Source organism: Streptomyces calvus, from assembly GCF_006782915.1.
GTDB classification, from domain to species: Bacteria; Actinomycetota; Actinomycetes; order Streptomycetales; family Streptomycetaceae; genus Streptomyces; species Streptomyces calvus.
The window spans coordinates 89454-112603 of sequence record NZ_VCNP01000042.1 but is presented as its reverse complement, the minus strand read 5'-3'; the positions used below and the strand labels follow the sequence as shown (position 1 = coordinate 112603).

Below are 23150 nucleotides of genomic sequence, written 5' to 3'. Positions count from 1 at the left end.
CGCCCGCCCCCGCTTCCCTTGCAGACGACAGAGGAACCCGAGCCCATGAGCCCCGCAGAAGGCGACCGTGCCCCCCAGCGCATCCTGATCGTCGACGACGAACCGGCGGTGCGCGAAGCGCTCCAGCGCAGCCTGGCCTTCGAGGGCTACGACACCGAGGTCGCCGTCGACGGCGCGGACGCCCTGGAGAAGGCGGCGGCGTACCGACCCGATCTGGTCGTCCTCGACATCCAGATGCCCCGCATGGACGGACTGACCGCCGCCCGCCGCATCCGCGCCACCGGCGACACCACGCCCATCCTGATGCTGACCGCCCGGGACACCGTCGGCGACCGGGTGACCGGGCTGGACGCGGGCGCGGACGACTACCTGGTCAAGCCGTTCGAGCTGGACGAGCTGTTCGCCCGTATCCGCGCGCTGCTGCGCCGCAGCTCGTACGCGGCGGCGGTGGCCGCCTCCGCCGAGTCGGACGACGTCCTCTCCTTCGCCGACCTGCGCATGGACCTGGCGACGCGGGAGGTCGTGCGGGGCGGGCGGCAGGTGGAGCTGACCCGTACCGAGTTCACGCTGCTGGAGATGTTCATGGCGCACCCGCGCCAGGTCCTCACCCGGGAGCAGATCCTGAAGGCGGTCTGGGGCTTCGACTTCGAACCGTCGTCCAACTCCCTCGACGTGTACGTCATGTACCTGCGCCGCAAGACCGAGGCGGGCGGCGAGCCGCGCCTGGTGCACACGGTGCGGGGGGTGGGCTACGTGCTGCGGCAGGGTGGCGCGGAGTGACGCGAGTCGTGCGCCGGTTCCGCTCGCTGCCGATCCGGGCGCGGCTGTCCCTGCTGGTCGCGGCGGCGGTGGCGTTCGCGGTGGCGGCGGTGTCGGTGACGTGCTGGTTCATCGTGCGCGGCAAGCTGTACGACGAGGTCGACGACGATCTGCGGTCGTCGGTCATCGCGCTCCAGCAGAGCGACTTCGAGCAGATCACCGGCAACTGCGTGCGGGAACCGGCCGACACGGGAGGCATCGCGCCGCGCAGCACGCAGTACGCGCAACTGGTCCGCTCGGACGGCACGGTGTGCGTGCTGCCGTACTCGGCGGCCGCGGTGAACGTCACCGGCGGCGACAAGGAGGTGGCCGCCCGGCCCGACCCGAACGCCGGGGTCATCCGCGACGGCACCGGCAGCGACGGCGAGCGGGTCCGCGTGCTGACGACGGCCGTCACCGTCAAGACCGGGCCGCTGGGCCGGGCCGTGGTGCAGGACTACGCCTTCGTGGTGGCGCTGCCCCTCGACAACACCCGGTCCACGCTCAACGAACTGGCGCTGCTGCTGCTCCTGGTGTCCGGCATCGGCGTGCTCGGTGCGTCGGCGGCCGGGCTCGCGGTCGCGCGGGCCGGTCTGCGCCCCGTGGACAAGCTCACCGAGGCCGTGGAGCACGTGGCCCGCACCGAGGACCTGCACGTGCGCATCCCCGTGGAGGACGACGCGGAGGACGAGGTGGCCCGCCTGTCCCGCTCCTTCAACTCCATGACGTCCGCCCTCGCCAGCTCCCGGGACCTCCAGCAGCAGCTCATCGCGGACGCCGGCCACGAACTGCGCACGCCGCTCACCTCGCTGCGCACCAACATCGAACTGCTCGACCGCAGCGAGGAGACCGGCCGCCCGCTGCCGCCCGCGGACCGCCGGGCGCTGCTCGCCTCCGTGAAGGCGCAGATGACGGAACTCGCCGCGCTCATCGGCGACCTGCAGGAGCTGTCCCGCCCGGACCCGGGCCAGCACGCCGGCCGCACCGAGATCGTGGCGTGGCAGGACGTCGTGGAGTCGGCGCTGCGCCGCGCCCGGCTGCGCGGTCCGGAGCTGACCATCACGGCGGACGTGCGGCCCTGGTACGTGCGGGCGGAGCCGTCCGCGCTGGAACGCGCGGTGGTCAACATCCTCGACAACGCGGTGAAGTTCAGCCCGGCGGGCGGCACGGTCGACGTACGGCTCGCCGACGGTGTGCTCACCGTCCGCGACCACGGGCCGGGCATCCCCGCCGACGAACTCCCGCACGTCTTCGACCGCTTCTGGCGCTCCCCCAGCGCCCGCGCCCTGCCCGGTTCGGGGCTGGGCCTGTCCATCGTGGCGCGCACGGTGCAGCAGGCGGGCGGCGAGGTGCGGCTGACGCCGGCCGAGGGCGGCGGCACCACGGCGACGATCCGCCTGCCGGGCGCGCCGACTCCACCGCCGGACGTTCCGTAGCGGGGCGGCAACCTTTCCGTGCCGGGCGGCGACCGACCGACGTGTCCTTCCCCCGCATCCCCCACACGGAACGGATCGCCGCATGAGTGAGCACCGCAGCAGGGCGCGTCACCGCCGAGGCAGCAAGCTCCTGGCCGCCGGACTCCCCCTGGCCCTGGCCGCCGCGGGAATGGTGGTGTACGGCGCCGGTTCCGACGGCGGCGGCACCGCGCAGGCCGCCGCCGTCACGGCCCCCGCGGCCCCCGCCTGGGCCACGGCCACCGCCGACGGCTTCGCCTCGGTGAACGCGCTCGGCCAGAACGGCACGTACGGCGGCCGGGACGGGCGGACCGTCACCGTGCGGACGCAGGCCGACCTGGAGAAGTACGCCACCGCCGCCGAGCCGTACGTCGTCGTCGTGGCCGGGACGATCACCATGGACCCGGTCGGCAAGGAGATCGAGGTCGCCTCCGACAAGACGATCGTCGGCGCCGGCACGTCCGGGCACATCGTCGGCGGCGGCTTCTTCCTCGGCCGGGGCGTCCACAACGTGATCATCCGGAATCTGACGATCCGGGACGCGTACCAGGGCGTCTGGAACGACAAGGAGCACGATTTCGACGCCGTGCAGATGGACGGCGCCCACCATGTGTGGATCGACCACAACGACCTGCGGAACATGGCCGACGGCCTGATCGACGTCCGCAAGGACAGCACGTACGTGACGGTCTCCTGGAACAGGCTCAGCCGGAACAACAAGACCTTCGGCATCGGCTGGACCGAGAACGTCACGACGGACATCACGATCCACCACAACTGGTTCCGCGAGACCGAGCAGCGCAACCCCTCCACGGACAACGCCGCCCACGCGCACCTGTACAACAACTACCTGGAGGACGTCGCCGGCACCGACATCACCTCCTCGTACGGCAACTACGCGCGCGGCGGCACGCGGATGGTGCTGGAGAACAGCTACTTCCGCGGCGTGAACAACCCGGTGATCAAGGACCCGACGGCGACGGTCGTGCAGCGGGGCAACGTGTTCTCCGGCACGTCGGGCCGCAACGAGAGCGGCGGCACGGCGTTCGACCCGACGTCGTACTACGCGTACACGCTCGACGCGGCGGCGGACGTGCCGGCGCTGCTCACCGCGCAGGCGGGCCCGCGCTCCTCCATCGGCACGACGACGGCCGCCGCGAAGGCCGCGGCGGCCGGCACGCTCACCGTCGCCCGGGACGGCACCGGCCAGTACCGGACGGTGCAGGCGGCCGTGAACGCCGTGCCCGCGAACAACCCGTCCCGGGTGGTGATCTCCATCAAGCCGGGCACGTTCCGCGAGACGGTCAAGGTCCCGTCGAACAAGCCGCACGTCACCTTCCAGGGCACCGGCGGCAGCCGCAAGGACACGGTGATCGTCTTCGACAACGCGGCCGGCACGCCGAAACCGGACGGCTCCGGCACCTACGGCACCTCCGGCAGCGCCACCGTCGCCGTCGAGGCCGACGACTTCCAGGCCCGCAACCTGACGATCTCCAACGACTTCGACGAGCGCGCCCACCAGTCCCTGACCGGCCACCAGGCCGTCGCCCTGCGCACCGCCGCCGACAAGGTCCTCCTCGACGGCGTGATCGTGGAGGGCGACCAGGACACCCTGCTGCTGGACACGGCCGCCAAGGACAGGCTGGGCCGCGTGTACGTCACCGGCTCCTACGTCGTCGGGAACGTCGACTTCATCTTCGGCCGGGCGACCGCGGTGATCGACCGCTCCGTCATCACCCTGAAGAAGCGCTGGGACGGCACGTCGGCCGGCTACGTCACGGCCCCGAGCACGGCCGCGAACCGCAAGGGCATCCTCATCACCGACTCCACGGTGAACGGCGACGTCTCCGACCGCACCTTCCACCTCGGCCGGCCCTGGCACGCCGGCGGCGACGCCTCCCTCGACCCGCAGACCACGGTCCGCAACACCACGCTCAGCGCGGCGATCCGCACCGCGCCGTGGACCGACATGAGCGGCTTCTCCTGGAAGGACGACCGCTTCGCCGAGTACCGGAACACCGGGCCCGGCGCCGGCCCGGCGAGCGGCGACCGCCCGCACCTGACGGACGCCCAGGCCGCCGACCAGGAGGTCACGGACTGGCTGGCCGGCTGGACCCCTTCGGCGTCCTGACCCGCTTCCCGCCCCGGCTTCCCGTCGGGCCCTGCCACGGCCCACACGTCGCCCGTGCCCAAACGTCCGTGCCCCGTCGGCCCGTTCACCGGCACGCCCGAGGGGTCCGGCGGAGTGTCCGCCGGACCCCTCGGTTCGTTCACGAGGGCGGGCCGCTGCCGCCTGCCCGCGTCCCGTCCCGTTCGGTCCCTCCTAGTCGGACGCACCGCCGAGGAGGCCGGCCGTGTGCGCGGCCGGAACGGGTGACGCGACCGGCGGTGCGCCGCCCGCGCCGTGCTGCCGGGCCGCCTGCGCGCACCGGTCCCGCAGGTGCCGCAGGTACTCGTCGGGATCGGAGTGGTGCCGGTCCTGTGCGCCGTGCCGGTGGAGCTCCAGGCGGCCGTCGGGGTGGAGGCGGATCGTGGTCGTGGCCTGCCGCTTCGTGGCGTCCGTCGCCGGAGACGGGTCCCCGGCTTCCGGGACGGCCAGGACGGCGACGGTGGCGGGGAACATCGCCAGGGCGTCGGCGGTGGTGGCGGCGGGCCGATGCCCGGTGCGGTTGGCGCTGCTGACGTACAGCAGCGGCAGATCGTCCAGGAGGGGCCGCAGAGGCTGCCAGCGGGCCCCGAACAGCAGCATCCAGCCGTCCTTGACCGCCGGGGCCGCCCAGTCCGGCAGATCGATGCCGTCCCGGACCGGCACCAGGACGGTGGAACGTTCCTGCAGCAGGAGCCACCGGACCGTCGTCCTCTGGTCCGGGCCCAGTGCCCAGACCTGGTCGAGGGCGCGCAGCGTGTCGGGATGGTGGGCCCACAGGGCGACCGACTGGTCGCCGGGGCGGCCCTTGGCCTCGTTCACGGTCCGGGCCCGACACGCCGTGACGACGTGGGTGAGCGGCGCCGGATTGGGCAGCACCACGGCCTCACCGTCACGCAGGGCCCGTCCGGCCTGTGCGAGCGACACCGGCGCGCGGTCCACGTGCTCGGCCGGGACGCCGGTCATGCGCTGACCCGGTGGGTGTGGACGAGCCCGTCGAGGTAGTCGGCGAAGGCGGCGTCGTCGACCACGGCCCTGCCGGTGCGGAAGGCACGGGTCTTGACCCAGGTCATCGCCGCGCGGGTCTGCTCCCTGTCGAGATCGTGACCGAGGCGGGTGGCGGCAGCGGTGATGACGCGGGCGCTGGCCAGTTGCGTCAGCAGGACCCGCGGCTCGATGCCCAGCACCTGAGTCGGATCGTAGGGCTGGAAGAGCTGCGGGTGGACGAACGGCGTACCGGTGGAGATGGTGCCCACGCCCGTACCGACGATCGGAGTGGTGACGCTCAGCGGAACCTCGGTCTCCTCCGCCACCATCTGCGCGATCGTGGGGAGTCGGGTCAGGTCGGGAGCGGTCCACCAGGGTGTCGCGTCGGTGTTCAGGAACTCCTGACCGTGCCGCGCGAGGAGGAACAGCAGCTGCTCGGTGGCGACCATGCCGGCCCGCTCCGCGATGCCCAGCCACGAGCTGGACACCACCCGCACACCGGAGGCCAGCGCCTGCAGCGTGTTGGCCAGCCCGAGCCCGAGGTCGTTGTGCAGGTGGGAGGCGAGCACCACGTCGTCGCCGGCACCGGCGCGCACCGCGGCGAACATGTCGCGGCAGGCGGCGGGCAGTTGCGCGCCGACCGTGTCGGCCAGCACCACCAGACCGGCCCCGGCGTCGGTCATGGCCTGCGCGTAGTCGCTCATGAGGGAGGCGTCGGCGCGGGAGGCGTCGGCCAGGCATATGTCCACCGCCACCGTCTCGTCCAGGTCACGGGCCGCCTTGACCAGGTCGACGCCGCCCTGGAGGGCCTGTTCGGCCGTCTTGTGGACCATCACCTGCGACATCGCCTCGGAGGCGGGCACCACCACCATCACCCGCGCGTGGCGGCTGCCGCGCACCGAGGCAACGGCCTGCTCGACGTCCTTGAGCGCGCCCCGGCACACCGCGGCCACGCTGACCGCTCCCTCGGCCTCGGCCGCGACCCGGCGCACCGCCTCGAACTCCTCGCCGCACACCGCGGGGAAGCCGGCGGCGAACACCACGTGCCGCGGCCCGTCCTCGCCGAACACGCGCCCCGTCTCGCGGGCCAACTGCACCCGGAACTCCGGGGTCATGAGTGTCTTGGCCTGGGCGCCGTCCCGGGCCGACTCCTCCCAGATCACCACCCTGCCTGCCTGAGCCGACTGCCGTACGACGTCCATGGTTGCCTCCTGGGGCGAAGTGATCATGACCACAGTTGATCACGAGGCGTCATTACAGATAGGCATGATTCCGTTACCAAGCGGTGAAGATTTCCAACGTTGTCCCGCCACCACGCCGTCACTCGGCGGACCGTCGCGATCCGGTGGCGGCGGCTTTCCGGGAGCAGTGGGAAAACGGCGGCGGGGCCGGACCGCGGCGGTGTGACGCCGTGGTCCGGCCCCGTCGGCCGGTCGCTGCGCGTGGGTCAGTCCACGACCGTGATGCGGTCCGCCTTCGGCGGCGCGAGGGGGTTGTCCGCGGAGGAGTTGGCGGTCAGGTACTGCTCCAGGGCCGTCAGGTCGTCCTCGCCGACCAGGTCGTTGCCGCCCTGGCCGAGGGTCGGGAAGCCGTCGCCGCCGCCGGCGAGGAAGCTGTTCGCCGCGACGCGGTAGGTGGCGGCCGGGTCGATCGCGGAACCGTTCAGCCGGATGGAGTCCGTGACGACGCGGTCGGCGCCGGTCTTCGTCAGGTCCAGCGTGTAGGTCAGGCCCGAGGAGATCTGGAGGATCTTCGGCGCGGCCTCGTTCGCGCCGCTCACCTGCTCCTTGAGGATCTGGATCAGCTGCGCGCCGGTGAAGTCCTGGAGGTTGACCGTGTTGGCGAACGGCTGGACGGTGAAGCCCTCGGCGTAGGTCACCACGCCGTCGCCCTCACCGGCCTTGGCCGCGTAGGTCAGCGGCGCCCGGATGCCGCCGGGGTTCATCAGCGCCAGGTCGGTCTCCGCGTCCAGCTTCCTGGCGTACTCCAGCTGCGCGTCGGCGATGAGGTCGCCCAGCGGGGACTCCGTGCCGTCGCGGTTGATGTCGCCGGTGATGTAGCCGATCGGGCGGTTGCCGATGGGTGCGGCGAGGGTGTTCCACTTGTCGATCAGCGCGGTCATGTCGGGCGCCTTGGGGACGTCCCGGGTGACGACGTGGTTGGCGGACTTCACGGCCGTCCGGGCGATGTCGCCGGTCGCGCGGTCGTACGTCAGCGTGGTGTCCGTGTAGAGGCGGCCGAAGGACGCGGCCGAGGTGACCATGCGCGGCTTGCCCGCCGGGTCCGGGACGGTGCACACGTACGCGTTGTGGGTGTGGCCGGTGACCAGCGCGTCCACCTGCGGGCTGACGTTCTCGGCGATCTGTGCGATCGGTCCGGAGATGCCGTCGCCGGCGCCCGGGGCGTCGCAGTCGTAGTTGTAGGCGGACGACGCCGGGAAGCCGCCCTCGTGGATGAGGGCCACGATGGACTTCACGCCCTTGCGCTGGAGCACCTTGGCGTACTTGTCGATCGTCTCGACCTCGTCCTTGAAGGACAGGCCCTTCACGCCCTCGGCGGAGACGATGTCCGGGGTGGCCTCGAGGGTCACGCCGATGAAGCCGACCTTGACGCCGTTCTTCTTCCACACCCAGTACGGGTCGAGGACCGGCTTGCCGGTCCTGTCGTCCAGGACGTTCGCCGCCAGGTAGGGGAAGTCGGCGCCGCCGAACTCCTCGTCCGTGTAGCAGCCCTCGGTGGGGTGGCAGCCGCCGTGCTGGAGGCGGGCCAGCTCCGCCGCGCCCTCGTCGAACTCGTGGTTGCCGACCGCGGTGACGTCCAGGTCGAGCTGGTTCAGCGCCTCGATGGTCGGCTCGTCGTGGAAGAGGCCGGACAGCAGCGGGGAGGCGCCGACCATGTCGCCGCCGGCGGCGGTGACGGAGTACCGGTTGCCCTCACGGGCCTGCCGCAGATGGGTGGCGAGGTACTCCACGCCGCCCGCGTCGATCGTCTTCGTCGTGCCGTCGTGCTGGAGTTCGGTGACCCGGCCCGCGGAACCGGCCGGCGGTTCCAGGTTGCCGTGCAGGTCGTTGAAGGACAGCAGCTGGACGTCCTGGTAGCGGCCGGAGTGGGCCGGCGCGCCCTTGGTCTCGCCGGCGCTGGCCGACCCCGGGAGTGCCGCCGCGGCCAGCGCGCCGGCGGCGACCAGGCCCGCGGCGGTGACGAGAAGACGGTTCGTACGGCGTCTGCGGCGCTGGTGGTGCGCCGGGGATGTGGCTGGCATGCGCCCCCCTGTGGGTCTGCGTGGTTCGGTACGGGCTGCCGTGCACGACAGCGGGCCGCCCGGCGCAGCCTAGGGTCAACGCGCGTAGCGCGACAGGGGGTGCTTGGTTACATCCTGGTTTATCTTTCGCCGGCCGCCCCGGCGCGTCCCGCACCACCGCCGTACCCGCCCGTTTTCCCCGCCCCCCGCCCGCACCTCCCCTTACCCTCGTACGCATGACCAGCGACGACATCGCACAGCCCGGCCGCCCCCGCTCGCTCCAGACGTACACGGCGCTCTCCCCGGAGCAGACCGAGGCGGTCCTCGCCCTGCTCGCGGACGCCGCCCGCACCGACGGGCAGCAGGCGGTGTCCGAGCAGGGGCGGTTGCAGCTGCGGGGCGGGGAGCGGGAGGGGGTGTCCCATCTGCTGCTGTCCGTCGACGGCGAACTCGTCGGCTACGCCCAGCTGGAGGACACCGATCCGGTGGAGCCGCCGGCCGCGGAACTCGTCGTGCACCCCTCGCACCGGGGCAACGGGCACGGGCGGGCGCTCGGTTCGGCGCTGCTCGCCGCGTCGGGCAAGCGGCTGCGGGTGTGGGCGCACGGTGGCCACTCCGCCGCCCGGCACCTCGCACAGGTCCTCGGACTGACGCTGTTCCGGGAACTGCGGCAGATGCGGCGGCCCTTGTCCGGGCTCGACCTGCCGGATCCGGTGCTGCCCGAGGGCGTGACCGTGCGGAACTTCGTGCCCGGCCGGGACGACGCGGCCTGGCTCGCGGTGAACGCCGCCGCCTTCGCCCACCACCCCGAGCAGGGCTCCCTCACCCAGCGCGACCTCGACGACCGCAAGGCCGAGCCGTGGTTCGACCCGGAGGGCTTCTTCCTCGCCGAACGCGCGGGCGAGGAGGGCCGGATCGTCGGCTTCCACTGGACCAAGGTGCACGCCGATGAGGGCCTCGGCGAGGTGTACGTCCTCGGGGTGAGCCCCGACGCGCAGGGCGGCGGCCTCGGCAAGTCCCTCACCACGATCGGGCTGCGCCACCTGGCGGCCAAGGGACTGCCGACGGCCATGCTCTACGTCGACGCCGACAACAAGGCGGCCGTGTCCGTCTACGAGCGGCTGGGCTTCGTCACCCACGAGGTGGACCTGATGTACCGGACGGAGACCTGAGCCGGCAGCACATCCGGGACCGCACCGACTCCGCCCCGCCCGGCACGCCCGCCGCCTCGCAGCACCGTCCAGCGGTGGTGGACCGCCGCCCACCGCGCGTCGTCCGGGGTGACGAACAGCGCCCGGCCGTCGGGCCACAGCAGCGGAGTGCGCGGAGGACGCCGAGGCGTCCGGGTGGGAGATCACGGACGTGATCGAGGAACGCGCGGGGCTGCTGTCGCCGCATGGACGCGACGGACCGGGACGGGCCGTCGAGCACATCAGGAGCGGTGAGGCCGGGGCAGTGCTCACGGCGTGACGCTCGATGATCTCCTCCGGCCCGCAGGAGTACGACGAGGTGGCGCGCGAGTTCGAGAAGGCAGAGGACTTCCCGCACGTCAGGGACTCGTCGCACAGCGGGCGAAGGGTCACGCGATGACTCGTCGCAGGTTCCGCCACGTCCCGTTCACCATCGAGCAGGACCAGACGGCAGAACGGGCGCATCAGGCCCGGTGCGAGTCCGGCGACGGAACCGAGTGCGGGGTGGAGTCCGGCACGCACAGCGACCCCGGGCCGGTCGAGGAGCGGCAGCGCGGGCACACGCAGGAGACCGGACACCGCCGCTGACGCCGGAACCTCGGCGACTACGCCGTGATGCGACCCCGGCAGAACTCGCCGACCTCGTACAGGCGGACGGGCGCACGGCGTGAGCTGTGCCCCGGCCGTCGCGCGCCCGTGGCGTGACGCCTGGCCGCTCGCCGCGCAGACGGACGACGGGAACCAGTGGATGACGGGGCCTGTTGGCTGTACTGCCGACGCGCGGGCGTACGCGTCCTGTGGGTCGGTTCCGTAGGGATGGGGCGGGGCTTCCCTGTGCGCTCGGGGCGGACTTTCCCGGAATCTCCTCGGACGTCTGGCCCAGCGACGTACGGACCGGCGCACCGGCCCGCGTTCGCGGACCGGCGTGCGCACCGGCCGCCCGGTTCCGGTTGACTTTCGCACCCCTCTTGCACCACCCTTTCACTACTCAATTAGTGAAAGGGTGGTTGTCGAGTGGTCGACTACCGCATCGACCGGCACAGCGGCGTGGCCACCTATGTGCAGATCGTGCAGCAGACCAAGCAGGCGCTGCGCCTCGGCCTGCTGGCCCCCGGTGACAAGCTGCCGACCGCGCGCGAGGTCGTCGAGGCCACCGCCGTGAACCCGAACACCGTGCTGAAGGCCTACCGCGAGCTGGAACGCGAGGGCCTGGTCGAGGCCCGGCGCGGCCTCGGCACCTTCGTCCGGCGCTCCCTGGGCGCCGCCCCCGCCGACTCCCCGCTGCGCGCGGAGCTGGAGCAGTGGGCGGCCCGGGCCCGCGAGGCCGGACTGGAGCGGGAGGACGTGGCCGCGCTCTTCACCGCCGTACTGGAGACGCACTATCCGGCACCCGCGCACCCACAGATGCAGACACAGGCACAGCGGCACCGGACACGAACGCACCACCCGGCACCTCACACGACCTCTCAGGGAGACCCGTCATGACCGTCCCGGCCATCGAGGCGGACGCGCTCGGCAAGCGCTTCGGCCGGCGCGCCGCCTGGGCGCTGCGCGACTGTTCCTTCCGGCTGCCCGCCGGCCGCGTCTGCGCCGTCGTCGGACCCAACGGCGCCGGCAAGTCCACCCTGCTCGCCCTCGCCGCCGGGCTGCTCGGCCCCACCGAGGGCACGGTCACCGTCCTCGGCACGGACCCGGCGACCGCCCGCCCCGAGGTGGGCTTCGTCGACCAGGACAAACCGCTGTACCCGCAGCTCACCGTCGCCGAGACGCTGCGCATGGGCGCGGACCTCAATCCGGGTCACTGGGACGAGCGGACCGCGGCCCGGGTCGTGGCCGGCGGCGACCTCGACCCGAACCGGCGGATCCGTTCGCTCTCCGGCGGCCAGCGCACCCGCGTGGCCCTCGCCCTCGCCCTCGGCAAGCGGCCCGCGCTGCTGCTCCTGGACGAGCCGATGGCCGACCTCGACCCGCTGGCCCGGCACGAACTGATGGGCGTGCTGATGGGCCAGGCCGCCGCGCACGGCACCACGATCGTGATGTCCTCGCACGTCGTCGCCGAACTGGAGGACACCTGCGACCACCTGCTGCTGATCGGCGGCGGCCGGGTCCGCCTGGCCGGCGACACCGACGACCTGCTGGCCGCCCACACCCGGGTGACGGCCCCCGCACGGACCCCGCTGGACCCGCACACGGTCGTCGAGTCCCGCACCACCGGCCGTCAGCTCACCGCCCTGGTCCGCCCCGCCGGACCACTGCCCGGCGACTGGCGCACCGGTGCGCCGTCCCTGGAAGAGCTCGTCCTGTCCTACCTGCGCAACCCCGGAGCCCCCGACCAGGCTCCGCCGCCCGACACCACGGAGACCGCCGCATGACCGCCGCCCCGACCACCCTCGCCGTGCCCGTCCCCGCCCGCCGCGCCCCGCGCCAGGTGCGCTGGCTGCTGCGGCTGCACCGCCCGACGGTCCTCGTGTGGACCGCGTTCGTCCTGCTGACCGGCGCGGCCCTGCTGTGGCTCGGCGGCCCGCTCACCGACGCCTCGGCGGCCGCCTGGAAGGCGTACAACGCCTGCGACTACAGCCCGCGCTGCGCCTACGACCAGGACGCGATCCTGCGCTACAAGGACGTGTACACGTACACGAACGTCGCCGTGCTCGTCGCGCCGTTCCTGGTCGCCGCCTGGGCCGGCGGCGCGCTGACCGGCCGCGAGATGGAGTCCGGCACCGCCCGCCTCGCCTGGACCCAGGGCGTCTCCCCGGCCCGCTGGCTCGCCTCCCGGCTGACCGTGCCGGCGCTGCTGGTCGCCGCTTCGACCGGCCTGCTGGCCCTGCTGCACCGGACCGCCTGGACGGCCGCCGACGGCCGCGTCGACACCGCCAAGCCGTGGTACGACTACGCCACCTTCTACGCCAACGGCACCCTCCCCGTGGCCCTCGCCCTGGCCGGACTGGCCGTCGGCGCGCTCGCCGGACTGCTGCTGCGCCGCTCGCTGGCCGCGCTCGCCGTCTCCGTCGTCGCCCTCGGCGGCCTGTGGGCGGCCGTCCACACCGCCCTGCCGCACCTGTGGCCCAGCGTCACCCGGACCAGCGACCTGGGCACCGGCCCGGCGGGCACCGGCATCCCCACCGCCGAGGGCGTCGTGACCGCCGGCGGGGACCGGGTGGCCGCGCCGTGCGGCAGCGACACCACGTACGGGTGCCGCGCGGAGCTGGCCGACCTGGACGCCGTCGGCTACTGGCGCGACTTCCACCCCGCCGCCCACCACTGGCCGCTCCATCTGGTCGCCTCCGGCGCCCTGCTGCTGCTCGCCGCGGTGCTGGTGCTCGTCTCCTTCCGGCTGCTGCGCCACCGCACCGGCCCGGCGGCCCGGCCGGCGGGCGGAGAGCGGACGCGAACCCCGTGAGCCGCCCCCCGCTATCCCGGACGTCATGTCTCCGTAACCATTGATTCAGACAGGCTTGCGACGCTCGGCCAATGAATCCCGCCGCGCCAGAGCCTTCACCGCCCCGAAGGGTGAACGGGGGGAACGGGAACGCCTCAGGGCCACCACCGCTCCCACCCGCGCTTTCCGACGCGCCCGTGATGCTGTCGGCGCGGAACAATGGGGCCATGAGCCAGCCCAACACCCAGGCACAGGTACAGCACCCGCAGCCCTCCGTGGGCTCCATCGCCGCGCACCGCCCCCACACCCTGGCCGGGGTGGTCTCCGACCTGGAACCGGACATCGACGCCGACCTCGACGGTTACGAGGAGTCGATGGCGGACGGCGCCACCCCGCTGCCGCAGGGCCGGTTCCTGGACCGGGAGCGCAGCTGGCTCGCGTTCAACGAGCGCGTCCTGGAGCTCGCCGAGGACCCCGCGACCCCGCTGCTGGAGCGGGCGAACTTCCTCGCGATCTTCGCCAGCAACCTGGACGAGTTCTTCATGGTCCGGGTGGCCGGCCTGAAGCGCCGCATCGCCACCGGCGTCGCCACCCGCTCCGCCTCCGGCCTCCGGCCGCGCGAGGTGCTGGAGATGATCTGGTCCCGCTCGCGGGAGCTGATGGCCCGGCACGCCGCCTGCTACCACGAGGACGTCGCCCCCGCACTCGCGGAGGAGGGCATCCACCTGGTCCGCTGGAACGAGCTGACGGAGAAGGAGCAGGCCCGCCTGTTCACCCTCTTCCGGCACCAGATCTTCCCGGTCCTCACGCCCTTGGCGGTCGACCCGGCGCACCCCTTCCCGTACATATCCGGCCTGTCCCTGAACCTGGCCGTCGTGGTGCGCAACCCGGTCACCGGCCACCGGCACTTCGCCCGCGTGAAGGTGCCGCCGCTGCTGTCCCGCTTCCTGGAGAGCTCCCCCGGCCGCTACGTCCCCATCGAGGACGTCATCGCCGCCCACCTGGAGGAGCTGTTCCCGGGCATGGAGGTGCTGGAGCACCACGCCTTCCGGCTCACCCGCAACGAGGACCTCGAGGTCGAGGAGGACGACGCCGAGAACCTGCTCCAGGCCCTGGAGAAGGAACTCATGCGGCGCCGCTTCGGGCCGCCGGTGCGCCTGGAGGTCGAGGAGTCCATCGACCGCGAGGTGCTGGACCTGCTGGTGCGCGAGCTGAAGATCAGCGAGGCCGAGGTGTACCCGCTGCCGGGCCCGCTCGACCTCACCGGCCTCTTCCGCATCCACAGCCTGGACCGGCCCGAGCTGAAGTACCCGAAGTTCATCGCCGGCACCCACCGCGACCTGGCCGAGGTCGAGTCCGCGTCGGCCCCCGACATCTTCGCCGCGCTGCGCAGCCGCGACGTGCTGCTGCACCACCCGTACGACTCGTTCTCCACGTCCGTGCAGGCGTTCCTGGAGCAGGCCGCCGCCGACCCGGACGTCCTCGCCATCAAGCAGACCCTGTACCGGACCTCCGGCGACTCACCGATCGTCGACGCGCTCATCGACGCCGCCGAGTCCGGCAAGCAGGTCCTCGTCCTGGTCGAGATCAAGGCCCGCTTCGACGAGCACGCCAACATCAAGTGGGCGCGCAAGCTGGAGGAGGCCGGCTGCCACGTCGTCTACGGCCTGGTCGGCCTCAAGACGCACTGCAAGCTGTCCCTGGTGGTCCGTCAGGAGGGCGACACGCTGCGGCGGTACAGCCACGTCGGCACCGGCAACTACCACCCGAAGACGGCCCGCCTCTACGAGGACCTCGGCCTGCTCACCGCCGACCAGCAGGTCGGCGCGGACCTGTCCGACCTGTTCAACCGCCTCTCCGGCTACTCCCGCCGGGAGACCTACCGGCGGCTGCTGGTCGCGCCCAAGTCGCTGCGGGACGGCCTGATCTCCCGGATCGACAAGGAGGCCCGGCACCACCGCGCCGGGCGTCCCGCCTTCGTCCGCATCAAGGTCAACTCGATGGTCGACGAGGCCGTCATCGACGCCTGCTACCGGGCGTCGCAGGCGGGCGTGCCGGTCGACATCTGGGTGCGCGGCATCTGCGCGATCCGGCCGGGCGTGGCGGGCCTGTCGGAGAACGTCCGGGTCCGCTCCGTCCTCGGCCGCTTCCTCGAACACTCCCGCGTCTTCGCCTTCGGCAACGGCGGCGAGCCCGAGGTGTGGATCGGCAGCGCCGACATGATGCACCGCAACCTCGACCGCCGTATAGAGGCACTGGTACGGGTCACCGACCCGGCCCACCGGGCGGCTCTGAACCGGCTGTTGGAGACCGGCATGTCCGACGCCACGGCGTCCTGGCACCTCGGCCAGGACGGCGAGTGGACCCGGCACGCGACGGACGCGGACGGCCAGCCCCTGCGCAACGTCCAGGAGATGCTCATAGACGCCCGGAGGCGCCGGCGTGGCACAGCAACACCTTGATCCGACCGCCGCTCCGGTGCCCGCGGAGGCCCTCGCCGGCTATCTGCGGGCCCAGGCGACCGAGTTCCTGCGCGCGCTGCGCCAGCACCGGGAGACGGGTGCGGGCACGGCCGCGTCGGAGGGGTCCGCGGAGGCGGCCCGTGCGCTGCGGCGCGCGGCCCGCCGCATCAGCGCCAGCCTCCACACCTTCCAGCCGGTGCTGGACCCCGAGTGGTCCGAGACCATGCGGCCCGAACTGGCCTGGGTGTCCGGCACGCTGGCCCTGGAGCACGCGTACGCGGCCCGCCTGGAGCAGCTGCTGCTGGCCCTGCACCGCCTGTCGGGTGCCGCCCCGCTGCCCGTACCGGCCCGCGCGGTCGGTACGCACCCGCCCGCCACCCCGGACCCGGCCGCCCCTGCGGACGGCACACCGTCCGCCGCACGGCACACCACCGCACCCGGTACGGCCCCGAAAGCCCCGGCCTCCGGCGCGACCGGGCCGGCCACGGTCCACGCCTCCGCCGCCGACGGCCCACCCGCCGTCACGGCAGCCGGCACCGCACCGGCCGACCCGGCGCCCGCCGCCGGCACCGCCCCGGGCCGGGCCGTCGCCGCCGACGACGGCCTGCGAGGGGCGTCCCGGCGCGCCGCGGCGACCGCCTCGGTCGCCGCTCCCGCCCGGGCCGGAACCCGCACCGCCGCCCGCGCCACCGGCGGCGCGACGGACCGGGCCACCCGCGCCGCCGGAGTCTCCGCGCCGGGCGCCGTCGGCGCTCCGGACCGGGGCAACCTCACCGTCGGCGCCGCGAAGGCCGGCGCCCTGCTGGACCGGCAGCTGACGCTGGCCCGGACCCGGGCGCACTCCACCGCGCTGCAGGCCCTCGGCTCCTCCCGCTTCCACGGGATCGCCGACAAGGTCGCCGTCCTGGCCAGCGAGGTGCCGCTGACGCCGGCGGCCGCCGACACCGATCTGCGTCCGCTCGCGGAGGCCGCGCGCGAACGCCTCGTGGACGCCGTGGCCGCGCTGCCGCTGCTCACCGCGGGCAGCCCGTACAACGCCGCGGCGCTGATCCACGGCCTGTCCCCGGACCCGTCCCCGCACCCGCAGGACGCCCCCTGGCACCAGGTCCGGCTGCTGCTGCGGCTGCACCGCTACGCCCGCGAGGTGCTGCACGCGACAACCGGCCAGGCGCCGCCCGCCGACACCCGTCTGCTCGGTGCCGGCGAGGCACTGGACCGGCACCGCGACGCCTCCGAGGCGGCGGGCGCCGCGGCGCAGGCGGCGCGCACCCCGCGGATCGCGCCGGCCACGGCGTACGCGCTGGGCGTGCTCCACGCCGACCAGCGGCATGAGGTGGAGGCGGCGCGGTACGCGTTCCAGCGCTGCTGGCAGAAGGAAGCGATCGGCATGCCGTAGGGAGGCACACGGTGGGTTCACCTGGCTCCGCCGGACACCGCACCCTCACCGTCCAGGCCGCAGGCTGTGTGCTGTGGCGCCGCTCCCCGGTCACCGGGGAGCTCGAGCTCTGCCTGGTCCACCGGCCGAAGTACGACGACTGGTCCTGGCCGAAGGGCAAGCTGAAACGGGGTGAGGACGCGCTGGCCGGTGCGCTGCGCGAGGTCGCCGAGGAGACGGGGCACACCGCCGTCCCGGCCGCCGAGCTGCCCTCCGCGCACTATCTGGCGGCCGGCCGGCCGAAGCGGGTCCGCTACTGGGCGGCCGAGGCCGTCGCCGGTGCCTTCACGCCGACCGACGAGGTCGACCGCATCCTGTGGCTGCCTCCGGAGGCGGCCCGGCTGCGTCTCACCGAGCCCCGGGACGCCGACCTGGTGGACGCCCTGCTCGCCACGGTGCACACGACGTAGCGGAGTGTCCCGTTCCCACCCGGTATCCCCCCGTGTCCTCAACGTGAGCGTTCCGTGACCTCACCGCACCGACCACAGGGGTTCACCCCTCGTTCATTTACGCCCATCAGCGGCTTCACCTGTTCTGCCTAATTTCGGCCTTACGCGATGCGGAACGCCCGAAGACACAGGCAAGCGCATCTCCGACACTTCGCACGCCGCCGAATTCAGGACGGCGGCCACTGGAAGGAACTCAAGTGAAGCTTCAGCGCAAGAACCGGCGGGCCCTTGCTCTCGGTGCTCTCGCCGTCTCCGGCGCCCTGGCCCTCACGGCGTGCGGCTCCGACGACACCGGCGGCAACAGCAACGGTGGCGGCTCCTCCGCCGCCGCGCAGGCCGGCAACATCGACTGCGGCGACGCCCAGGGTCAGCTCCAGGCCTCCGGCTCCTCCGCCCAGAAGAACGCCATCGACGCCTGGGTGAAGCAGTACTCCGCGGCGTGCAAGGGCGTGCAGGTCAACTACAACCCGACCGGTTCGGGCGCCGGCATCACCGCGTTCCTCCAGGGCCAGACCGCGTTCGCCGGCTCGGACTCCGCGCTGGAGGCCGAGGAGATCGCGCAGTCCAAGAAGATCTGCAAGGGCGGCCAGGGCGTCGACCTGCCCATGGTCGGCGGCCCGATCGCCGTCGGCTTCAACGTCCCGGGCGTCGACAACCTCGTCCTGGACGCGTCGACCCTCGCCCAGATCTTCGACAGCAAGATCACCAACTGGAACGACGAGGCGATCGCCAAGCTCAACCCCGACGCCAAGCTTCCCGACCTGAAGATCCAGGCGTTCCACCGCTCGGACGAGTCCGGCACCACGGACAACTTCACCACGTACCTGAAGGAAGCCGCGCCCAAGGACTGGTCGTACGAGCCCAGCAAGGCGTGGGAGGCCAAGGGCGGCCAGTCCGCGCAGGGCTCCTCCGGCGTGGCCCAGCAGGTGAAGCAGACCTCCGGTGCGATCTCGTACTTCGAGCTCTCCTACGCCAAGGACGGCATCAAGACCGTCGACATCAAGACCGAGGCCGCCGAGCCGGTCAAGGCCACCATCGAGAACGCCACGGCCGCCATCGGCGCCGCCAAGGTCGTCGGCACCGGCAAGGACCTCGCGCTGGAGCTCGACTACACGCCGGCCGCCGAGGGCGCCTACCCGATCGTCCTGGTCACCTACGAGATCGTGTGCGACAAGGGCAACAAGGCGGAGACCCTGCCCGCCACCAAGTCCTTCCTGAACTACATGGCTTCCGAGGACGGCCAGGCCCTGCTGGCCGAAGCGGGCTACGCCCCGATGCCCGAGGAGATCATCACCAAGGTCCGCGAGACCATCTCGAGCCTCGCCTGACCCGAGAGTGCGGACCGGCCCCGACCACGGAGCCGGTCCGCACCGTCCGGTGCACCGCCATCAGGAGCCCCCGACACCAGGGACGGCTCCGACCGAGCCGCCGGGACCGGCGGCTCCGCAGACCGGAGAACCCGATGGACATCACCACACAGAAACCAGCCGCTCCCCCCACACCCGGACCGTCCGCGCCCGCCGACAAGGCTGCCGCGCGCGGTGCCACCCGCCCCGGTGACCGCATCTTCCTCGGTCTCTCCCGCGGATCCGGCATCTTCGTCCTGGTCCTCATGGCCGCCATCGCGGCCTTCCTGACGTACCGCGCCTCCATAGCCATCAGCGACAACGAGGCGAACTTCTTCACCGCCTTCGAGTGGAACCCCAGCGGCATCCCGCCGGAGTTCGGCATCGCGGTCCTGGCGTTCGGCACCATCGTGTCGTCGATCATCGCCATGGTCATCGCGGTCCCGATCTCGGTCGGCATCGCCCTGTTCATCACGCACTACGCGCCCCGCCGCCTCGGCGGTGTCATCGCGTACGTGATCGACCTGCTCGCCGCCGTCCCGTCCATCGTCTACGGCCTGTGGGGCGCCCTGGTCCTGGTGCCGAACATGGACGGCCTGTACGGCTGGCTCGACGACTACCTCGGCTGGACCGGCATCTTCGACTGGAACGGCGGCGCCCCGCGCTCGCTGTTCACCGTCGGCATCCTGCTCGCGCTGATGATCCTGCCGATCATCACCAACGTCAGCCGCGAGGTCTTCCGGCAGGTCCCGCGGATGCACGAGGAGGCCGCGCTGGCCCTCGGCGCCACCCGCTGGGAGGTCATCCGGATGTCGGTGCTGCCCTTCGGCCGCTCCGGTGTCATCTCCGCCTCGATGCTGGGCCTCGGCCGCGCGCTCGGCGAGACGATGGCCGTGGCCATGGTGCTCTCGCCGTCCTTCGACATCAGCGCCAGCCTGCTCGACCCGGGCGGCGGCACGTTCGCGCAGAACATCGCCAGCAAGTTCAACGAGGCCACCGAGATGGGCCGCGACGCGCTGATCGCCTCCGGTCTCGTCCTGTTCGTCATCACGCTGCTGGTCAACGGCGCGGCCCGGCTGATCATCGCCCGCCGCAAGGAGTACTCGGGGGCCAACGCATGAGCAACGCAACCCTCACCCCCCAGCGCGCCTCGCTGCGCGGCGCGACCCTGCCCAAGTGGTTCGCCTGGGCGGTCGCCGCGGGCTCCGCCGCCCTGGGCTACGGCATCAGCGCCGCGGCCGGCCTGCAGAGCGACATCCAGTGGGCCCTGATCGCCGCCCTGCTCTTCGTCATCGGCAGCTACGGCATCTCCGCCAAGATCGAGGGCAGCCGCCAGGCCAAGGACCGCACCGCGACCAGCCTGGTCTGGGTCGCCTTCCTGATGGCCGTCATCCCGCTGGCCTCCCTGATCTGGGAGACGGTCAAGCGCGGTGTGAAGGTCCTCGACGGCTACTTCCTCAGCCACTCGATGGGCGTGGTCGCCGACACCGAACCCGGCGGCGGCATCTACCACGCCATCCTCGGCACGCTGGAGCAGGTCGGCCTCGCCACCCTGATCTCCGTGCCGATCGGCGTGCTCACCGCGATCTACCTGGTCGAGTACGGGCGCGGCAAGCTCGCCAAGGCCGTCACCTTCTTCGTCGACGTCATGACGGGCATCCCGTCGATCGTCGCCGGTCTGTTCATCCTCAGCCTGTGGATCCTGATCCTGGGCATGGGCTACTCCGGCTTCGCCGGCTCGATGGCGCTGTCCATCCTGATGATCCCGGTGGTCGTCCGCTCCACGGAGGAGATGCTCAAGCTCGTCCCGAACGAGCTGCGCGAGGCCTCGCTGGCGCTGGGCGTGCCGAAGTGGCGCACCATCCTCAAGGTGGTCCTGCCCACGTCGATCGGCGGCATCACCACCGGTGTCATGCTCGCCATCGCCCGCATCACCGGTGAGACCGCCCCCGTGCTGCTGCTGGTCTGGGTCACGAACTTCATCAACGCCAACCCGTTCTCCGACCCGCAGGCGTCACTGCCGATGTACATCTACCTGCAGTACGCCAACAGCGGCGGCTCCGGCGCGGCCTACGACCGTGCCTGGGCGGCGGCCCTGACGCTCATCGCGTTCATCATGATCCTCAACCTCGTGGCCCGCGGCATCGCCCGCTGGAAGGCCCCGAAGACCGGTCGCTGACGCGGCCAGGGCGACAACAGTCAGCGACCCGGACTCGAAAGAAGCAGTGATACCCATGGCCAAGCGCATCGATGTGAGCGGCCTCAACGCCTACTACGGCTCCTTCCTGGCCATCGAGGACATCTCGATGACCGTCGAACCCCGTTCCGTGACGGCCTTCATCGGCCCCTCCGGCTGCGGCAAGTCCACCTTCCTGCGCACGCTCAACCGCATGCACGAGGTGACGCCGGGCGGCCGGGTCGACGGCAAGGTCATGCTCGACGACGAGAACCTGTACGGCGCGGGCATCGACCCGGTCGCCGTGCGGCGCGAGGTCGGCATGGTCTTCCAGCGCCCGAACCCGTTCCCGACGATGTCGGTGTACGACAACGTCGCGGCGGGCCTGCGCCTGAACGGCAAGTACAAGAAGTCCCAGCTGGACGACATCGTCGAGAAGTCCCTCAAGGGCGCCAACCTCTGGAACGAGGTCAAGGACCGCCTGAACAAGCCCGGTTCGGGCCTCTCCGGCGGTCAGCAGCAGCGTCTGTGCATCGCCCGCGCCATCGCGGTCGAGCCGAACGTCCTGCTGATGGACGAGCCCTGCTCCGCCCTGGACCCGATCTCCACCCTCGCCATCGAGGACCTGATCGGCGAGCTGAAGGAGCGCTTCACGATCGTCATCGTGACGCACAACATGCAGCAGGCGGCGCGTGTCTCCGACCGCACGGCGTTCTTCAACCTGGCGGCCGTCGGCCAGCCGGGCAAGCTGATCGAGATCGACGACACGGAGCGCATCTTCTCCAACCCGTCGGTCCAGGCCACGGAGGACTACATCTCCGGCCGCTTCGGCTGATCCGATCCCCTCGCGGTGCTGCATGGCGGTGCCACCGCGAGGCACGAAAGGGCCCGCCCCTGGCTCCCGGGGGCGGGCCCTTTTTCACGTCGTTCGCGTCGTTCGCGGCCTCACGCTGTTCGCCTCGTTCACGGCCTTCACGTCGTCCGCGTCGTTCGCGGCCTTCACACCGTCCACGCCGTTCACGGCGTTCACGGCGGGACGCGGCCGCGGGCGGTCGTGCCGCCGGCGGCGGCCGGGCGGCCGCTACAGGAACGCCAGATGCACCAGCCCGAACGAGCAGGCGGCCACCACGGCCGCCGCCGGCATGGTGATGAACCAGCCCAGCACGATGTTCTTGGCGACGCCCCAGCGCACGGCGTTGACCCGCTTGGTGGCGCCCACACCCATGATCGCCGAGGTGATCACATGGGTCGTGGAGATCGGCGCGTGGAACAGGAACGCCGACCCGAACATGATCGAGGCGCCCGTGGTCTCGGCGGCGAACCCCTGCGGCGGATCCAGCTCGATGATCTTCCGGCCCAGCGTCCGCATGATCCGCCAGCCGCCCGCGTACGTCCCCGCGGACAGCATCACCGCACAGGCGATCTTCACCCACACCGGGATCGGGTCGCCGTAGTCCTCGACATCGGCGATGACCAGCGCCATCACCACGATGCCCATCGTCTTCTGCGCATCCTGCAGACCGTGCCCGAGGGCCATACCGGCCGCCGACACCGTCTGCGCGATGCGGAAGCCCCGCTTGGCCTTGTGCGGGTTGGACCGCCGGAACATCCACATGATCGCCGTCATCACGAGGTAACCGGCGAGCAGGCCGACCACCGGCGACACGAACATCGGGATGACGATCTTGTCGAGGACGCCCTCCCAGTACACCGTCGTCCCGCCGGCCAGCGCCGCGCCCACCATGCCGCCGAACAGGGCGTGCGAGGACGACGACGGCAGGCCGTAGTACCAGGTGATCAGGTTCCAGACGATCGCGCCGACGAGCGCGGCGAAGAGGATGCCCATCCCCTTCGATCCCTCGGGCGTCTGGATCAGCCCCTCGCTGACCGTCTTGGCGACGCCCGACCCCATGAACGCGCCGGCCAGGTTCATCACGGCCGCCATCGCGAGCGCCGCCCGGGGGGTGAGCGCGCGGGTCGACACGGAGGTGGCGATCGCGTTCGCCGAGTCGTGGAAGCCGTTGGTGTACGTGAAGAAGAGCGCGACCCCGATGGTCACGACCAGAGCGAAGGTGTCCATGAAGGGC

At 72.1% G+C, this 23150-nt stretch carries 19 protein-coding genes; 15 read left to right on the top strand and 4 right to left on the bottom strand.

From position 1 onward, the window contains the following. Nucleotides 1-45: 45 nt before the first annotated feature. The 3 genes from FGW31_RS18450 to FGW31_RS18440 all read left to right on the top strand — a co-directional run bounded on the left by FGW31_RS18450 (nucleotide 46) and on the right by FGW31_RS18440 (nucleotide 4383). The gene (locus tag FGW31_RS18450; protein ID WP_142194535.1) at nucleotides 46-780 is read left to right on the top strand and encodes a response regulator transcription factor; all 735 of its coding nucleotides are present in this window, start codon (nucleotides 46-48) and stop codon (nucleotides 778-780) included. Beyond that, nucleotides 777-2234 carry a sensor histidine kinase gene (locus tag FGW31_RS18445; RefSeq protein ID WP_142194534.1) on the top strand — a complete coding sequence of 486 codons (1458 nt, stop codon included), beginning with the start codon at nucleotides 777-779 and terminating at the stop codon, nucleotides 2232-2234. The genes FGW31_RS18450 and FGW31_RS18445 overlap by 4 nt, the downstream gene beginning before the upstream one ends. 82 nt (nucleotides 2235-2316) lie before the next feature. Beyond that, nucleotides 2317-4383, top strand: a complete 2067-nt coding sequence (locus tag FGW31_RS18440; RefSeq protein WP_142194533.1) for a pectinesterase family protein — start codon at nucleotides 2317-2319, stop codon at nucleotides 4381-4383. A 192-nt stretch (nucleotides 4384-4575) separates the two neighbouring features. On the opposite strand, the gene FGW31_RS18435 is transcribed toward FGW31_RS18440, so the two are convergent. From FGW31_RS18435 to FGW31_RS18425, 3 genes are all read right to left on the bottom strand, one after another. Further along, nucleotides 4576-5364 (bottom strand): hypothetical protein, encoded by a 789-nt coding sequence (locus FGW31_RS18435; RefSeq protein WP_142194532.1) that lies wholly within the window; start codon nucleotides 5362-5364, stop codon nucleotides 4576-4578. Continuing rightward, nucleotides 5361-6614 carry a 2-isopropylmalate synthase gene (locus FGW31_RS18430; protein ID WP_233452514.1) on the bottom strand — a complete coding sequence of 418 codons (1254 nt, stop codon included), beginning with the start codon at nucleotides 6612-6614 and terminating at the stop codon, nucleotides 5361-5363. Before FGW31_RS18430 ends, FGW31_RS18435 begins: the two co-directional genes overlap by 4 nt. 218 nt (nucleotides 6615-6832) lie before the next feature. Continuing rightward, entirely contained in the window at nucleotides 6833-8647 is a 1815-nt protein-coding gene (locus FGW31_RS18425) for a bifunctional metallophosphatase/5'-nucleotidase (protein ID WP_142194531.1), read from the bottom strand. A 215-nt stretch (nucleotides 8648-8862) separates the two neighbouring features. Here FGW31_RS18425 and mshD point away from each other — a divergent pair, with 215 nt between their 5' ends. The 12 genes from mshD to pstB all read left to right on the top strand — a co-directional run bounded on the left by mshD (nucleotide 8863) and on the right by pstB (nucleotide 21898). Next, nucleotides 8863-9798, top strand: a complete 936-nt coding sequence (gene mshD, locus FGW31_RS18420) for a mycothiol synthase (protein WP_142194530.1) — start codon at nucleotides 8863-8865, stop codon at nucleotides 9796-9798. Nucleotides 9799-10212: 414 nt separating this feature from the next. Then, nucleotides 10213-10404, top strand: a complete 192-nt coding sequence (locus FGW31_RS18410) for a DUF7848 domain-containing protein (protein ID WP_182675094.1) — start codon at nucleotides 10213-10215, stop codon at nucleotides 10402-10404. A 426-nt stretch (nucleotides 10405-10830) separates the two neighbouring features. After that, nucleotides 10831-11301: a GntR family transcriptional regulator gene (locus FGW31_RS18405; protein WP_233288610.1), complete on the top strand. Its 471-nt coding sequence runs from the start codon at nucleotides 10831-10833 to the stop codon at nucleotides 11299-11301. Next, complete coding sequence (locus FGW31_RS18400) at nucleotides 11298-12188, top strand: ABC transporter ATP-binding protein (protein WP_142194529.1); 891 nt, start codon at nucleotides 11298-11300, stop codon at nucleotides 12186-12188. The genes FGW31_RS18405 and FGW31_RS18400 overlap by 4 nt, the downstream gene beginning before the upstream one ends. Next, entirely contained in the window at nucleotides 12185-13216 is a 1032-nt protein-coding gene (locus FGW31_RS18395; protein ID WP_142194528.1) for an ABC transporter permease, read from the top strand. The genes FGW31_RS18400 and FGW31_RS18395 overlap by 4 nt, the downstream gene beginning before the upstream one ends. A gap of 71 nt (nucleotides 13217-13287) precedes the next feature. Continuing rightward, complete coding sequence (locus tag FGW31_RS18390) at nucleotides 13288-15657, top strand: RNA degradosome polyphosphate kinase (protein WP_142194527.1); 2370 nt, start codon at nucleotides 13288-13290, stop codon at nucleotides 15655-15657. Continuing rightward, the gene (locus FGW31_RS18385) at nucleotides 15638-17053 is read left to right on the top strand and encodes a CHAD domain-containing protein (protein ID WP_142194526.1); all 1416 of its coding nucleotides are present in this window, start codon (nucleotides 15638-15640) and stop codon (nucleotides 17051-17053) included. The genes FGW31_RS18390 and FGW31_RS18385 overlap by 20 nt, the downstream gene beginning before the upstream one ends. An 11-nt stretch (nucleotides 17054-17064) precedes the next feature. Next, nucleotides 17065-17502: an NUDIX hydrolase gene (locus FGW31_RS18380; RefSeq protein ID WP_142194525.1), complete on the top strand. Its 438-nt coding sequence runs from the start codon at nucleotides 17065-17067 to the stop codon at nucleotides 17500-17502. Nucleotides 17503-17738: 236 nt separating this feature from the next. Beyond that, nucleotides 17739-18869 (top strand): phosphate ABC transporter substrate-binding protein PstS, encoded by a 1131-nt coding sequence (gene pstS, locus FGW31_RS18375; protein WP_142194524.1) that lies wholly within the window; start codon nucleotides 17739-17741, stop codon nucleotides 18867-18869. A 134-nt stretch (nucleotides 18870-19003) separates the two neighbouring features. After that, complete coding sequence (gene pstC / locus FGW31_RS18370) at nucleotides 19004-20008, top strand: phosphate ABC transporter permease subunit PstC (RefSeq protein ID WP_142194523.1); 1005 nt, start codon at nucleotides 19004-19006, stop codon at nucleotides 20006-20008. Continuing rightward, nucleotides 20005-21066 carry a phosphate ABC transporter permease PstA gene (gene pstA / locus FGW31_RS18365; RefSeq protein ID WP_142194522.1) on the top strand — a complete coding sequence of 354 codons (1062 nt, stop codon included), beginning with the start codon at nucleotides 20005-20007 and terminating at the stop codon, nucleotides 21064-21066. The genes pstC and pstA overlap by 4 nt, the downstream gene beginning before the upstream one ends. Nucleotides 21067-21121: 55 nt before the next feature. Continuing rightward, nucleotides 21122-21898 (top strand): phosphate ABC transporter ATP-binding protein PstB, encoded by a 777-nt coding sequence (gene pstB / locus FGW31_RS18360; RefSeq protein ID WP_030829515.1) that lies wholly within the window; start codon nucleotides 21122-21124, stop codon nucleotides 21896-21898. A gap of 246 nt (nucleotides 21899-22144) precedes the next feature. Here pstB and FGW31_RS18355 read toward each other — a convergent pair whose 3' ends face one another. Next, complete coding sequence (locus FGW31_RS18355) at nucleotides 22145-23143, bottom strand: inorganic phosphate transporter (RefSeq protein ID WP_142194521.1); 999 nt, start codon at nucleotides 23141-23143, stop codon at nucleotides 22145-22147. Nucleotides 23144-23150 lie beyond the last annotated feature (7 nt).

Coding starts and splice junctions, on each gene's coding strand:
- FGW31_RS18450 (WP_142194535.1), top strand. CDS start 46: ATGAGCCCCGCAGAAGGCGACCGTGCCCCCCAGCGCATCCTGATCGTC.
- FGW31_RS18440 (WP_142194533.1), top strand. CDS start 2,317: ATGAGTGAGCACCGCAGCAGGGCGCGTCACCGCCGAGGCAGCAAGCTC.
- FGW31_RS18435 (WP_142194532.1), bottom strand. CDS start 5,364: ATGACCGGCGTCCCGGCCGAGCACGTGGACCGCGCGCCGGTGTCGCTC.
- FGW31_RS18430 (WP_233452514.1), bottom strand. CDS start 6,614: ATGATCACTTCGCCCCAGGAGGCAACCATGGACGTCGTACGGCAGTCG.
- FGW31_RS18425 (WP_142194531.1), bottom strand. CDS start 8,647: ATGCCAGCCACATCCCCGGCGCACCACCAGCGCCGCAGACGCCGTACG.
- mshD (WP_142194530.1), top strand. CDS start 8,863: ATGACCAGCGACGACATCGCACAGCCCGGCCGCCCCCGCTCGCTCCAG.
- FGW31_RS18410 (WP_182675094.1), top strand. CDS start 10,213: ATGACTCGTCGCAGGTTCCGCCACGTCCCGTTCACCATCGAGCAGGAC.
- FGW31_RS18400 (WP_142194529.1), top strand. CDS start 11,298: ATGACCGTCCCGGCCATCGAGGCGGACGCGCTCGGCAAGCGCTTCGGC.
- FGW31_RS18395 (WP_142194528.1), top strand. CDS start 12,185: ATGACCGCCGCCCCGACCACCCTCGCCGTGCCCGTCCCCGCCCGCCGC.
- FGW31_RS18390 (WP_142194527.1), top strand. CDS start 13,288: ATGAATCCCGCCGCGCCAGAGCCTTCACCGCCCCGAAGGGTGAACGGG.
- pstC (WP_142194523.1), top strand. CDS start 19,004: ATGGACATCACCACACAGAAACCAGCCGCTCCCCCCACACCCGGACCG.
- pstA (WP_142194522.1), top strand. CDS start 20,005: ATGAGCAACGCAACCCTCACCCCCCAGCGCGCCTCGCTGCGCGGCGCG.
- pstB (WP_030829515.1), top strand. CDS start 21,122: ATGGCCAAGCGCATCGATGTGAGCGGCCTCAACGCCTACTACGGCTCC.
- FGW31_RS18355 (WP_142194521.1), bottom strand. CDS start 23,143: ATGGACACCTTCGCTCTGGTCGTGACCATCGGGGTCGCGCTCTTCTTC.